This is a genomic window from Pantoea sp. KPR_PJ, from assembly GCF_041386365.1.
In the GTDB taxonomy this organism is placed as follows: domain Bacteria; phylum Pseudomonadota; class Gammaproteobacteria; order Enterobacterales; family Enterobacteriaceae; genus Pantoea.
Window position 1 is genome coordinate 215,253 of the sequence record NZ_JABMIK010000001.1, and the last position, 13,478, is coordinate 228,730.

General features: G+C 55.9%; 11 protein-coding genes. 8 read left to right on the forward strand and 3 right to left on the reverse strand.

Annotation, left to right across the window (positions count from 1 at the left end; all coding sequences use genetic code 11):
• The first annotated feature begins 98 nt into the window (after positions 1-98).
• Positions 99-1,109 (forward strand): quinone-dependent dihydroorotate dehydrogenase, encoded by a 1,011-nt coding sequence (pyrD, locus tag HP564_RS00965; RefSeq protein ID WP_371239329.1) that lies wholly within the window; start codon positions 99-101, stop codon positions 1,107-1,109.
• A gap of 151 nt (positions 1,110-1,260) precedes the next feature.
• Positions 1,261-1,803 carry a cell division protein ZapC gene (locus HP564_RS00970; RefSeq protein ID WP_371239331.1) on the forward strand — a complete coding sequence of 181 codons (543 nt, stop codon included), beginning with the start codon at positions 1,261-1,263 and terminating at the stop codon, positions 1,801-1,803.
• A gap of 3 nt (positions 1,804-1,806) precedes the next feature.
• Here the strand turns inward: HP564_RS00970 and HP564_RS00975 are convergent, their stop codons facing one another.
• Complete coding sequence (locus HP564_RS00975; RefSeq protein ID WP_371239333.1) at positions 1,807-2,916, reverse strand: YcbX family protein; 1,110 nt, start codon at positions 2,914-2,916, stop codon at positions 1,807-1,809.
• Positions 2,917-3,094: 178 nt separating this feature from the next.
• On the opposite strand from HP564_RS00975, the gene rlmKL reads away from it, so the two are divergent.
• The 6 genes from rlmKL to rmf all read left to right on the forward strand — a co-directional run bounded on the left by rlmKL (position 3,095) and on the right by rmf (position 11,057).
• On the forward strand, positions 3,095-5,209 hold the full coding sequence (rlmKL, locus tag HP564_RS00980; protein ID WP_371239335.1) for a bifunctional 23S rRNA (guanine(2069)-N(7))-methyltransferase RlmK/23S rRNA (guanine(2445)-N(2))-methyltransferase RlmL: 2,115 nt from the start codon (positions 3,095-3,097) through the stop codon (positions 5,207-5,209).
• A gap of 6 nt (positions 5,210-5,215) precedes the next feature.
• Positions 5,216-7,132: an ABC transporter ATP-binding protein gene (locus HP564_RS00985; protein ID WP_371239337.1), complete on the forward strand. Its 1,917-nt coding sequence runs from the start codon at positions 5,216-5,218 to the stop codon at positions 7,130-7,132.
• Positions 7,133-7,148: 16 nt separating this feature from the next.
• Positions 7,149-8,417: a membrane integrity-associated transporter subunit PqiA gene (gene pqiA, locus HP564_RS00990; protein ID WP_371239339.1), complete on the forward strand. Its 1,269-nt coding sequence runs from the start codon at positions 7,149-7,151 to the stop codon at positions 8,415-8,417.
• A complete protein-coding gene (gene pqiB / locus HP564_RS00995; RefSeq protein ID WP_371239341.1) occupies positions 8,404-10,047 on the forward strand; it encodes an intermembrane transport protein PqiB in 1,644 nt (547 codons plus the stop codon). The genes pqiA and pqiB overlap by 14 nt, the downstream gene beginning before the upstream one ends.
• Positions 10,044-10,610 carry a membrane integrity-associated transporter subunit PqiC gene (gene pqiC / locus HP564_RS01000; RefSeq protein ID WP_371239343.1) on the forward strand — a complete coding sequence of 189 codons (567 nt, stop codon included), beginning with the start codon at positions 10,044-10,046 and terminating at the stop codon, positions 10,608-10,610. The genes pqiB and pqiC overlap by 4 nt, the downstream gene beginning before the upstream one ends.
• Positions 10,611-10,889: 279 nt before the next feature.
• The gene (gene rmf / locus HP564_RS01005; RefSeq protein WP_120451870.1) at positions 10,890-11,057 is read left to right on the forward strand and encodes a ribosome modulation factor; all 168 of its coding nucleotides are present in this window, start codon (positions 10,890-10,892) and stop codon (positions 11,055-11,057) included.
• 57 nt (positions 11,058-11,114) lie between these two features.
• On the opposite strand, the gene fabA is transcribed toward rmf, so the two are convergent.
• Complete coding sequence (fabA, locus tag HP564_RS01010) at positions 11,115-11,633, reverse strand: bifunctional 3-hydroxydecanoyl-ACP dehydratase/trans-2-decenoyl-ACP isomerase (protein ID WP_123802390.1); 519 nt, start codon at positions 11,631-11,633, stop codon at positions 11,115-11,117.
• 68 nt (positions 11,634-11,701) lie between these two features.
• A complete protein-coding gene (locus HP564_RS01015) occupies positions 11,702-13,462 on the reverse strand; it encodes an AAA family ATPase (RefSeq protein ID WP_371240614.1) in 1,761 nt (586 codons plus the stop codon).
• Between the last annotated feature and the right edge of the window lie 16 nt (positions 13,463-13,478).

Consider the following 13,478-nt stretch of genomic DNA (forward strand, 5'->3'; position numbering starts at 1 on the left):
GTCGGTAATTTACTTTTGCGCCAGAGGCCTTTACCATTCTGGCGCACATTTTCCTGTGCACCCTGACAATTCATCGCTTCCGATACCCAGGAGAGTGCATGCTTTATCCTATCGTCCGACCCGCATTATTTAAGCTCGACCCCGAGCGCGCTCACGAACTGACCTTTCAGCAACTGCGTTTTATCAGCGGCACGCCGCTGGAGGCGTTCATTCGCCAGCGGCTTCCTTCCCGGCCTGTCACCTGCATGGGCTTACGCTTCGATAACGCGCTGGGGCTGGCGGCGGGACTGGATAAAAATGCGGAGTGTATCGACGCCTTCGGCGCGATGGGGTTCGGCTTTGTTGAGGTCGGCACCGTAACGCCGCGTGCTCAGGCGGGCAACGATAAACCACGTATGTTCCGGCTGGTGGAGGCCGAGGGCATTATCAACCGCATGGGCTTTAATAATCTCGGCGTCGATCACCTGGTGGAGAATGTTAAAAAGGCGCGCTTCAAAGGCATTCTGGGCATTAATATCGGCAAAAATAAAGATACCGCTGTTGAAAATGGCAAAGAGGATTATCTGATCTGCATGGAAAAGGTTTACGCCCATGCGGGATATATTGCGATAAATATCTCTTCACCCAATACCCCAGGATTGCGCACGCTGCAATATGGCGAAGCGCTGGATGATCTTCTGGCGTCGATCAAAGCCAGACAGAAAGAGCTGGAGCAGCGTCACCTGAAATATGTCCCGGTGGCGGTAAAAATTGCCCCTGACCTTTCTGAAGAAGAATTAATTCAAATTGCCGACAGCCTGGTGCGACATAATATCGATGGTGTGATCGCCACTAACACCACGCTGGATCGCTCGCTGGTTAGCGGCCTGAAGCACAGCAGCGAAACGGGCGGCCTGAGCGGACGTCCGGTTCAGTCAAGCAGTACGGCGGTGATTAAGCGGCTGGCGCAAGAGCTAAAGGGTACGCTGCCGATTATCGGCGTGGGTGGCATCGACTCATTAACCGCGGCGCGCGAAAAAATGGCTGCGGGAGCCTCGCTAGTCCAGATTTACTCCGGCTTTATTTATAAAGGACCGGCATTAATAAAAGATATCGTGACTTATCTCTAAGACATTTCTGACAAAACGGGGCCGGGGGGTTTATTTCTCACTTCGGCTCGTTTATATTTTTCCCTGCTCTACCTGTTTTCAGCTTTTTCTCAGCAGCAAAGCTTTGCTGAGTCTGCGTAGTAAAACGCGGCGGTTAATGACAAGGCACTCTATGAAAATCAAACCTGATGATAACTGGCGCTGGTATTTTGACGCTGACCATGACCGGATGATGCTGGATCTGGCTGACGGTATGCTTTTCCGCTCTCGCTTTCCCCGCAAAATGCTGACGCCAGATGCGTTTAGCCAGTCAGGATTTAGCGTTGATGACGCTGCACTCTACTACACCTTTGATGAACGCTGCCGCCAGAGTGCCCTCAGTGCAAACCAGCGTGCCGAACTGACGCTCAATGCGCTGGTGGCAAGCCGCTTTCTGAAACCCCTGATGCCCAAAAGCTGGCACTTCACCGCCTGGACCTGCGTATTGCAGCCGGAAGCGGGCGATATGGTGGAAGTCACACTGGCAGACAGTGGCGAACAGGCACGTCTGCTGGCTGTTGAGAGTGGCGGTAACGCCACGCTCTGTTTGCTGGCGCAGCCTACGCTGACGCTGGCGGGCAAACAGATGGTGCTGGGCGACGCGATTAAAATCATGAACGATCGCCTGCTGCCACACCACGCTGAAAGCACGCCGCGCTACGCTTACGCGGTCTGACCGCTACGCCAGTTCAATATCGCCAGCTGGTATACAGCTGCAACTCAAAATTGTGCCGTCGCTGCGAATGGCGCTTTTCTTTAAGGCTTTCACCTCACCTGATACCAGCGTCATCTTACAGCTGCCGCACAGGCCGGCACGACAGGAGTAGGGAATTTTGAACCCGTTCATCTCCAGCTGCTCCAGCAGCACCTGTTGGTTATCCCCCTGGAATGTCTGTCCCTGACAGGCAATGGTGATGTTGGCCGCGGCCTGTTGCTGCGGCTTCAGGCTCTCTACCACCGAGCCCGCCCCATAAGCGCGCGGCGCATGACGCGTCAGCACCGTCACTTCATCCCCCACGCGCACGATGCCGCTGTTGCGAGCGATCAGATTAAGGCCGAAATCGATATCGCCGCTCTGATCCTGTGCGCTGCGGAACCTTTGTAGTGTGTTAAGCGGTTCACCGTCCGGGTGTTTACGGCCGCTTTCGGTGCCAACCGTAGTAAAGACGCAGCGGCTACAGGGCTTGGGCACGTCGAAAATAACCGTGCCGATTTGTACCGTGGCCCAGCTGTCTTCATCCCAGGCTGGCGCACCGCTGACCACCAGATTGGCGCGAAACTGCTCGGCGCGCACGCTGGCCGGACAGCGCTGTTGCAAATCCTGAAGCGAGGCCTCATTTATCAGCAAAAAAGGAAAGCCGTCGGCAAAGCCCAGCGGCACGTCAGTAAAGCGTTTTACGCGACGCGACGGCACGGGTCCCACCCAGCGCAACTGCACCGGACGCGGAAAAAAGTGGCTCAGCCACGCATTGATGGCATCAGGCGCAATGCGCGCCGTGAAATGGTTGCCCCACACTTCGGTAGGGTGCTCCTGCGCGGCAAAATCCTCAAAGCGGATGGTGGCCTGACTGCCGTCTGGTGCCTGCAAAAAGAGGCCGTCTGTCACTAGCGCCGGTGTAAAGCGGACCATTTCAGGATACTGACGCGCCGTAACAAAGGTGCCATCTGGCTCGGTCACCATAAAAATGCGGTCAAACGCCAGCCCGCTCTCCAGCACCTGCGCATGAGAAAGGTGTAAACCGCGCATGGATTTAACCGGATGAATAGACAGACGTGACAGCATTTGCATAGTGATCTCCAGAGAAACGGACGGGCGCGATAAAAGAAGCTAACTTTATGATACCCGGCCTCAAGACGCCATAACCGTTTTATCCGCAGGGTTGCCGCAACAAGCGCGCGGCTGTCCACTAAAGCGAGTGATTTAGGGTATAATGCGCAGCAATTTTCTCAAGAGTAATAGTGACGATATGAATTCTCTCTTTGCCAGTACGGCGCGTGGGCTCGAAGAGCTGTTAAAAAGTGAGCTGGACGCGCTGGGCGCGCAGGATCTGCAGGTGGTACAGGGAGGCGTTCACTTTGAGGCCGATGACCGCATTATGTACCAAAGCCTGCTGTGGAGCCGTCTGGCGTCGCGCATTCTGCTGCCGCTTGGCGAATTTGGCGTGTACAGCGATCTCGACCTTTATGTCGGCGTACAAAGTATTGACTGGACCGAACTGTTCGGCAGTCAGCATACCTTTGTGGTGCACTTTAGCGGCACCAACGAATCTATTCGTAACAGCCAGTTTGGTGCGTTAAAGGTAAAAGATGCGATTGTCGACGCCTTTACCCGCCAGAAGCTGCCGCGACCCAATGTGGATCGCGAGCAGCCTGACATTCGCATTAACGTCTGGCTAAACAAAGATCGCGCCAGCATTGCGTTGGATCTCAGCGGCGACGCGCTGCATCAGCGCGGCTATCGTCAGCAGACCGGGCAGGCACCGCTTAAAGAGAACCTGGCGGCCGCGATTGTGATGCGCTCCGGCTGGCAGCCGACGACGCCGCTGATCGATCCGATGTGCGGATCCGGCACGCTGCTGATCGAGGCGGCGCTGATCGCCTGCGATCGTGCGCCAGGCTTGCTGCGTAGTCGCTGGGGCTTTACCCACTGGCGCAAGCACAACGATGCGCTATGGCGAGAGGTGAAAAGCGAAGCGCAGCAGCGCGCGCGCGCCGGTACCGCCGCAGCGCAGGCACGTTTCTTTGGCTACGACAGCGATGGACGCGTGCTGGAATGGGCGCAGGCCAATGCCCGCCGCGCCGGGGTGGCCGATCTCTTCTCCTTTGCCCGTCAGGATCTGTTGCAGCTGAAAAATCCGCTGCCGGGTGAGCAGCATGGCACCGTGCTGAGCAATCCCCCTTACGGTGAGCGTCTGGAGAGCGAGCCGGCACTGATTGCGCTGCATAGCCAGCTCGGCCGCATTATGAAGCAGCATTTCGGCGGCTGGAAACTGTCGCTGTTCAGCGGCTCACCAGAGCTGTTGAGCTGTCTGCAACTGCGTGCCGATCGCCAGTTTAAAGCCAAAAACGGCCCGATCGAATGCGTGCAGAAAAACTACCAGCTGGCGGAAAATAGCAGCGAAAACGGCGCACAAATTGCGGAAGACTACGCTAACCGTCTGCGCAAGAACCTTAAAAAGCTGGAGAAATGGGCGCGCCAGGAAGGTATTGAATGCTACCGTCTCTATGATGCCGATCTGCCGGAATATAACGTTGCGGTAGATCGCTACGGTGAGTGGGTCGTGGTTCAGGAGTATGCGCCGCCGAAAACCATCGACGCAGCGAAAGCGCGTCAGCGCCTGTTCGACGTGATTGGCGCAACGCTTAGCGTGCTGGAACTCCCCGCTAACCGCCTGGTGCTGAAAACGCGCGAGCGGCAGAAAGGAAAAAATCAGTATCAGAAACTGGGCGAAAAGGGTGACTTCATGGAGGTGCAGGAGTACAACGCACGCCTGTGGGTTAACCTGACGGATTACCTGGATACCGGCCTGTTCCTCGACCACCGTATTGCACGCCATATGCTGGGCAAAATGAGTAAAGACAAGGACTTCCTGAACCTTTTCTCCTATACCGGCAGCGCCAGCGTGCACGCCGGACTGGGTGGCGCACGCAGTACTACTACGGTAGATATGTCACGCACCTATCTGGAGTGGGCTGAGCGCAACCTTCGTCTTAACGGGCTGACCGGTCGCCAGCATCGCCTGATGCAGGCTGACTGCCTGAGCTGGCTGCGCGAAAGCGACGAAACCTTTGACCTGATCTTTATCGATCCGCCGACCTTTTCCAACTCCAAACGGATGGAAGAGGATTTTGACGTGCAGCGCGATCACATTATGCTGATGCGTAACCTGAAACGTCTGCTGCGTGCCGGCGGCACCATTATGTTCTCCAACAACAAACGTGGCTTCAAAATGGATCTGGAAGGACTGGCGTCGCTGGGCCTGAAGGCACAGGACATTACCCAGAAAACCCTGTCGCAGGATTTTGCCCGTAACCGTCAAATTCATAACTGCTGGCTGATTACGCACGCCGGTAAGGAATAAGTTCAGATGTCATTAATCAGTATCCACGGTGCCTGGCTCTCTTTCAGCGACGCGCCGCTGCTCGACAATACCGAGCTGCATATCGAAGAGAACGAACGCGTCTGTCTGGTCGGCCGTAACGGCGCAGGTAAATCGACCCTGATGAAAATCATCAACGGCGAGCAGCCGCTGGATGATGGCCGCATTATTTTTGAACAGGATTTGGTGGTCGCGCGACTGCAGCAGGATCCCCCGCGCAATATTACTGGTTCCGTGTATGACTTTGTAGCCGAAGGGGTGGAAGAGCAGGCTGAGCACCTTAAGGCCTATCACGCAATTTCACATGCGGTGATGCTCGATCCCAGTGAGAAAAACCTCAATGAGATGGGACGTCTGCAAACCATCCTCGATCATCATAACCTGTGGCAGCTGGAAAATCGTATCAACGATGTGCTTCAGCAGATCGGTCTGCAGCCCGATACCGAACTGTCGTCGCTGTCGGGCGGCTGGCTGCGTAAAGCGGCGCTGGGCCGCGCGCTGGTGAGTAATCCGCGCGTGCTGCTGCTGGATGAGCCGACTAACCACCTTGATATTGAAACGATCGACTGGCTGGAAACTTTCCTGAAAACGTTCAGCGGCAGCATCGTTTTTATTTCTCATGACCGCTCCTTTATTCGCAATATGGCGACGCGCATTGTCGATCTCGATCGCGGTAAGCTGGTTTCCTGGCCGGGCAATTACGATCTCTACCTGGAAGGGAAAGAGGAGGCGCTGCGCGTTGAAGAGATGCAGAACGCTGAATTTGACCGCAAGCTGGCTCAGGAAGAGGTCTGGATCCGCCAGGGAATTAAGGCTCGCCGCACCCGTAACGAAGGACGCGTGCGTGCGCTGAAAGCGCTGCGCCGTGAACGTTCGGAACGTCGCGAAGTGATGGGTAAAGCCAATATGCAGGTCGGTGAAGCCTCGCGCTCCGGCAAGATTGTCTTTGAGCTGGAGCACGTCAACTACAGCGTGGGTGGCAAGACGCTGGTGCATGACTTCTCCGCACAGGTGCAGCGCGGCGACAAGATTGCGCTAATTGGTCCGAACGGCTGTGGCAAGACCACGCTGCTGCGCCTGATGCTGCAACAGCTCAAGGCCGACAGCGGACGCGTACACAGCGGCACCAAACTGGAAGTGGCCTACTTCGATCAGCACCGCGCCGAGCTGGATCCGGATCGGACCGTGATGGATAACTTGGCCGAAGGCAAGCAGGAGGTCATGGTGAACGGCAAGCCGCGCCACGTGCTCGGCTATCTGCAGGACTTTCTGTTCCATCCCAAACGCGCCATGACGCCGGTGCGTGCGCTTTCTGGCGGTGAGCGTAACCGCCTGCTGCTGGCGCGTCTCTTCCTGCGCCCCAGCAACCTGATGATCCTCGATGAACCGACCAACGACCTTGACGTTGAAACGCTTGAACTGCTGGAGGAGCTGATCGACGGCTATCAGGGTACCGTGCTGCTGGTCAGTCACGATCGTCAGTTTGTTGATAACACCGTGACAGAGTGCTGGATCTTTGAAGGCAACGGCGAAATTGGCAGCTTTGTGGGCGGCTATCATGATGCGCAGCAGCAGCGTGCAGCCTACAAGCAGCAGAAAAGCACGCAGCCCAGCAAACCCGCCGCTTCAGCAAAACCGGTGGCAGATAAAAATGAAGCCACCAAACGCGGCGGCGGCAAACTAAGCTATAACCTGACGCGAGAACTTGAACAGCTGCCGCAGAAGCTGGAATCGCTGGAGGCGCGCATCGGCGAGCTACAGGCCCAAATGAGCCATCCCGATTTTTTTAGCCAGCCACACGACCAGACTCAACCGGTGCTGGACGCGCTGGCGCAGGCGGAGCACGAGCTGGAAACGGCTTTTGCGCGCTGGGAAGAGCTGGAAGCGCTGAAAAACGGCGCATAACGATAAGGGAACCGGGATGTGTTCAGCCGCTGACAACCAGGCGTGGATGCTCTGTCCACAATGCGATTTAATGGTGAAACTGCCGGATGTGCCGCAGGGCAGCCGTGCTTCTTGCCCGCGCTGCCATACGGTGCTGACAACAAACTGGCAGGAGCCGCGCAGGCGGCCAACCGGCTATGCGCTTGCCGCACTCTTTATGCTGCTGCTGGCGAACCTGTTCCCCTTTGTCAGCATGAAAGTGGCGGGTCTCAGCAGCCAGATTTCGCTGCTGCAGATCCCGAAAGTGATGGTGTCAGAGGATTACAGTAGCCTCGCTACGCTGTTTCTGGTGTTTGTACAGGCGATCCCGGGACTCTGCATGTTGACCATAATTTTGCTGGTCAACCGCATCAGGATACCGAGCAGCCTGCGCATTGGGCTGGCACGGATTCTGTTCCAGCTGCGCAGCTGGGGTATGGCTGAAATCTTCATGGCCGGCGTGCTGGTCAGCTTTGTCAAGCTGATGGCCTATGGCGACATTGGTCTGGAAACCAGTTTCTGGCCATGGTGTCTTTTCTGCCTGTTGCAGGTGCGCGCCTTTCAGTGTGTTGATCGCCGCTGGCTGTGGAACCAGCTTGCGCCGATGCCATCGCTGCCGCACGTGCCGGAAAAGGGGATCACCGGGCTGCGACAGGGGCTGCGATCCTGTCCGTGCTGCACCGCCATTCTCCCTGCTGATGATCATGACTGCTCGCGCTGCGGTGTGATCGCCGCGCCGCGCCGCCGGCATAGTTTGCAGTGGACGCTGGCACTGCTCTTCACCTCGCTGATGATCTATATCCCGGCCAATCTGCTGCCGATTATGGTGACTGAAACCCTGGGCACACCTTATCCGTCAAACATTATGGCGGGTGTGATCCTGCTCTGGAGCGATGGGTCCTATCCCGTTGCGCTGGTGATTTTCATCGCCAGCATTATGGTGCCGTCACTCAAAATGCTGGCCATTGGCTGGCTCTGCTGGAACGCCAGCGGACGCGGGCAGCGTGACAGCGAAAAGATGCATGTGGTGTATGAAGTGGTCGAGTTTGTTGGCCGCTGGTCGATGATCGACGTATTTGTTATCGCTGTGCTCTCTGCACTGGTGCGCATGGGCCAGCTAATGAATGTTTACCCCGCTATGGGGGCGCTGCTGTTTGCGCTGGTGGTGATCCTGACCATGATCGCCGCCATGACGTTTGACCCGCGCCTGACCTGGGATCGCGTACAAGAACACACTAAAAAGGAGCCGCGCCTTGACGGAAACTAATCACGGCCATGCCAAAGTAGACCAGATTAAACGCTGGTCTCCGGTCTGGATCGTCCCTATTGTGACGCTGTTAATTGGTGGATGGATCCTGTTCTATCACTTTAGCCACCTCGGGCCACAGGTCACGCTGATCACCGAGAATGCTGAGGGCATTGAAGCGGGCAAAACCACGATTAAAAGCCGCAGCGTGGATGTTGGCGTGGTAGAGAAGGCAGAGCTGTCCGACGATTTGCATCATGTTGAGATCACCGCCCGTCTTAACGCGGGCATGGAAAAGCTCCTGCACAGCGACAGCGTATTTTGGGTGGTAAAGCCGCAGATCGGCCGCGAAGGGGTAACCGGGCTTAATACCTTGCTCTCTGGCGCTTATATCGAACTTCAGCCGGGTACTAAAGCCGAGCCTAAAGAGCAGTATAAGCTGCTGGATGCGCCGCCGCTGGCTCCACCCGATGCCAAAGGTATTCGCATCACGCTCGACAGCAAAAAAGCGGGTCAGCTTAACGCGGGCGATCCGGTCCTGTTTCGCGGTTACCGCGTCGGCACAGTGGAAGCCAGCAATTTCGATACTGAAAAACGCATGATGACCTATCAGCTGTTTATCGCTGCCCCTTACGATCGGCTGGTCACAACCAATGTGCGCTTCTGGAAAGACAGCGGCATTGCGGTTGACATGTCGGCATCAGGCATGCGTGTTGAGATGGGATCGCTGACCACGCTGTTTAGCGGCGGCGTAAGCTTTGACGTGCCGGACGGCTGGGAGCTAGGCGAATCCGCAGCCAACAATGCGGATTATCATCTGTTTGACGATCAGCGCAGCATCCAGGATTCGCTCTACACCAATCATGTCGATTTCCTGATGTACTTTAGCGATTCTATCCGTGGTTTGCAGGCTGGCGCACCGGTCGAGTTCCGCGGTATTCGTCTGGGAACCGTGGCAGAAGTGCCGTTTATGACCGAAGGCGTTAACCAGGCGCTGAACAACGATTATCGCGTGCCGGTGCTGATTCGTATCGAGCCTGACCGCTTTATCAAGCGTCTCGGACAGGATTTCGATCTGGAGCAGCATCTGCAGGATGGTAAAAAGCATGGCCTGCGCGCCTCGTTAAAAACCGGTAATCTGCTCTCCGGCTCGCTCTATGTCGATCTCGACTTCTATAACAACGTGCCGCCTTATAAAGGTCCGGATAAAGTCGCTGGCTATGAAATTATTCCGACAACCAGCGGCGGCCTGAGCCAGATCCAGCAAAAACTGGTGGCAGCACTTGATAAGATCAACGGCTTACCGCTTAACGGTATGGTGACGGAAGCGACCGGGACGCTGAAAGAGAGTCAGCGCACGCTGCGCGAGCTGCAAGGCACGCTGAAAAATCTTAATCAGATCACTGCCAGCCCGGCGATGAAAACCCTGCCGGAAGATATGCAGCAAACGCTACGTGAACTGAATCGCAGTATGAAAGGGTTACAACCCGGCTCGCCGGCGTATAACAAGCTGGTCGGCGATATGCAGCGTCTTGATCAGGTCCTGCGCGAACTGCAGCCGGTATTGAAAACGCTTAACACCAAGAGCAACGCGCTGGTTTTTGAGGCCAAACCGGGCCAGGATCCTCAGCCAAAGAGGGCGAAACAGTGAAAAAAGGAATCGTGTTAGGTGCCGCGCTGCTGCTCAGCGCGTGCAGCAGTACTATTGATAATACTTACTACCAGCTACCGTCGAAACCGGCGGCAATGCAGGTGCGCAGCGGCGGCGAGGCCCAGCCGCTCGCGTTATGGGTGCAGCAGGTTGCCGTACCCGATTATCTGGCGGGCAATGGGCTGGTTTACCAGACCAGCGACGTTAAATATGTCATCGCCGCCAATAATTTGTGGGCCAGTCCGCTCGACCAGCAATTACAGCAAACGCTGGTTGCCAACCTGAGTAAAGCTTTGCCTGGTCGCCTGGTGTCCGCGGCACCGCTCGGTGAGAAGCATGACACCCTGAGCGTGACGGTAACAGGATTTCAGGGGCGGTACGATGGGCGCGCGGTGGTAAGCGGCGAATGGGTGCTGCAGCATGAGGGTCGCGTGGTAAAGCAGGGTTTCGATATCACGCTGCCTCAGCATGAAGACGGCTACGATGCGCTGGTGCGCACGCTGGCTATGGGCTGGCAGCAAGCGGCACAACAAATTGCCAATGCAGCCATAACCACAGAATAAAAGTTGCTAAGCGTTTTAGTTCGCCCCCGGTAAGCGTCAAAAAAATGTATGGCGCTAATCGGGGGCTTTTTGTTGTCGCTTCAATGTCATAAGCGAGTCCTGCAGAGAGAATCTGGAGAGGTTAATGGCAGTTTAGCGTCAGAACGATGACACTGGCGTGAAATTTGCGCATTGACCTTTAGGGAAGTGGCAGGTAAAACTTAAATGTGGTTGAGCGTTATTTCACCACTCTTTTTCTTTCCACCAGATTCCACAGACCTGATATGAGGGATACGAGGTATGAAGAGACAGAAACGAGACCGCCTTGAACGCGCCCATTCTCGTGGCTACCAGGCCGGTATTACAGGACGCTCAAAAGAGATGTGTCCGTATCAGATGATTGAGGCTAAGTCTCACTGGTTGGGAGGTTGGCGACAAGCCATGGAAGACAGGGCGGTTACGGTGTAATCGACTGTCAGGAAAAGGAAGAAACCTCCGCGCTGGCGGAGGTTTTCATAAGCAGGATCAGAAAGCGTTGGTGTCTTTGAACAGACCAACTTTCAAATCGCTGGCGGAGTAGATTAGGTTGCCGTCAACGAAGACTTCACCATCTGCCACACCCATCACCAGTTTGCGGTTAATCACACGCTTGAAGTGAATTTTATAGGTAACTTTTTTCGCGGTTGGCAGCACCTGGCCAGTGAATTTCACTTCACCCACGCCCAGCGCACGGCCTTTACCTTCTGCGCCCAGCCAGCCCAGATAGAAACCTACCAGCTGCCACATCGCATCAAGGCCGAGGCAGCCAGGCATAACCGGATCGCCGATAAAATGGCAGGCGAAGAACCACAGGTCCGGATTAATATCCAGTTCGGCTTCTACGAAACCTTTATCATATTTACCGCCGTCTTCCGTCATCTTGACTACGCGGTCCATCATCAACATGTTGCCTGATGGAAGCGGCGGACCGTTCTCACCAAACAGTTCACCGCGACCTGACGCAATCAGGTCCTCTTTGCTATAGGATTCGCGTTTATCAACCATGTTTTTCAATAAGCCTTGTTTTAGTGAATCACGAAGTTTAGCGAACAGCTGTACGCTGGGCAATTCAATCAGTTCTGGTTAAACCAGTTTAGCCAGCGAAGAGGCCAGGGGCGATGGCTTGCTTCCTGCTGGTTGAGCTGAGAAATGCGCTCCTGAATCCGACGTAACAGACAGTCGCCATTCTCTTCTTCACTGCGCCATGCCATACCGGTTAGCAGCGGCAGGGCCTCATCTGCACGATCGATAGCCCAGATATGGAAGCGCGCTTGTTGAACAGCGTCGACCACATCCTGGCTCAGACTCAGATGACGTATGTTGCATGCCGGAATAATGACACCCTGTTCGCCGGTGAGTTCGCGCTCGTTGCAGATGGTGAAAAAGCCCTCAATTTTTTCGTTCAGGCCGCCGACGGGCTGCACGTTACCAAATTGATCGACAGAACCCGTCACGGCAATCTGCTGATTAACAGGCTGGTTAGCCAGCGCGCTGACCAGTGCACAGAGCTCGGCCAGCGAGGCGCTGTCGCCGTCCACTTCTGAATAGGATTGCTCAAACACGAGGGAAGCAGAGAAGGGCAGAGGCTGCTCCAGTTCCAGTTCTGCAATCAAATAGGCCTGCATGATCATCATGCCTTTGGCGTGAATATTCCCGCCCAGTTCAGCCTTACGTTCCACATCGGTAAATTCGCCGTCGCCGGGATGCACCACGCAGGTGATGCGCGAAGGTTCGCCCCAGGGGCGGGGATGGCCGGGAAATTCCACCACGGAAAGACCGTTAATCTGGCCGACCACGTCGCCTTCGGTCTCGATCAGGATCTGCTTCAGCAGGATCTCATCACGCATTCTTTCTGCAAGGAAAGCTTCTCGCCAGTTGCGCGTTTCAAGTGCGCCGATTAGCGTCGCCTCACTCAGAACATTGCCCTGCATAAAGGCTTCACGCATCTGGCGCAGTAGCCAGCGTGGACAAAGCGGCAATACTTCCTGATCGCCGGTATAGCGCACGGCTTCGCGCAGCAGGGGGGGCCAGAAATCAGCTTGTGGCGCAGGCAGCTTAGCCTCCAGCGCAACATCCTTTGCCCAGCGGCACCAGGCAAGCAGATCGTCTTCGTCAGCCACCTGCAAATTCTCTTCGAACTCAGTATAGGTAGCCAGCTCATGCAACTCCGGATCGCTCTCCTGAAACGCGGCCAGGGCATCACGATCGCCGCACAGCACAAGCTTAAGCGACAACGGCAGTGCGGGAATGGAAACCGGCAGCGGATGACGTTCGTCGGGCGATTGCCACTCGAGACGGCCCAGTTGCATGGCGCGCTTTAACCGTAGCCAGAGCAGCGGTTGCGCCTGGAGCGTACGCAGTGACAGTACCAGGGTTCCGCCATTCGCGCGATGAATCAGTCCCGGCTCCAGCTGAATCCGTTCGCGATGCAGGCGTACGCAGCCAAACAGCTGATCGTTTTCAATCCAGTCAGCAAACTCTGTCTGACCCGTTCCGGTGAAAGGATGGGAGGCGTCACCGGGCGGCTGAAGCGTCACATTATCCGCAATTATGTGATAATGTCCGCCGAACAGCTGAGTATCCGAGTCGCTGGCAATACGCGCCATCTGATGCGCAATGAGTGCCAGATAATCCATATTCTCCTGACTGCAGACCAGCAGAAGCGGAAACCCCTCGCGCTGCTGATGCAGGTAGGTCAGGGCATCCAGCAGACGTGGCTGAACGGCCGCCAGGCTATCGGTCTCTTCGTCTGCGATACGGGAGAAAACGGACGCGTATTCGGTAATATTCGGTTGCAGGTCTTGCCAGGTAAGTTGGGAGCTGGTCAAAATAATCGCATTTGGTTGATTA

Bases quoted from the DNA above. Each gene is read 5' to 3' on its own strand.
- HP564_RS00985 (WP_371239337.1), top strand. From the start codon at position 5,216: ATGTCATTAATCAGTATCCACGGTGCCTGGCTCTCTTTCAGCGACGCG.
- pyrD (WP_371239329.1), top strand. From the start codon at position 99: ATGCTTTATCCTATCGTCCGACCCGCATTATTTAAGCTCGACCCCGAG.
- HP564_RS00975 (WP_371239333.1), bottom strand. From the start codon at position 2,916: ATGCAAATGCTGTCACGTCTGTCTATTCATCCGGTTAAATCCATGCGC.
- fabA (WP_123802390.1), bottom strand. From the start codon at position 11,633: ATGGTTGATAAACGCGAATCCTATAGCAAAGAGGACCTGATTGCGTCA.
- HP564_RS00970 (WP_371239331.1), top strand. From the start codon at position 1,261: ATGAAAATCAAACCTGATGATAACTGGCGCTGGTATTTTGACGCTGAC.
- pqiA (WP_371239339.1), top strand. From the start codon at position 7,149: ATGTGTTCAGCCGCTGACAACCAGGCGTGGATGCTCTGTCCACAATGC.
- rlmKL (WP_371239335.1), top strand. From the start codon at position 3,095: ATGAATTCTCTCTTTGCCAGTACGGCGCGTGGGCTCGAAGAGCTGTTA.
- rmf (WP_120451870.1), top strand. From the start codon at position 10,890: ATGAAGAGACAGAAACGAGACCGCCTTGAACGCGCCCATTCTCGTGGC.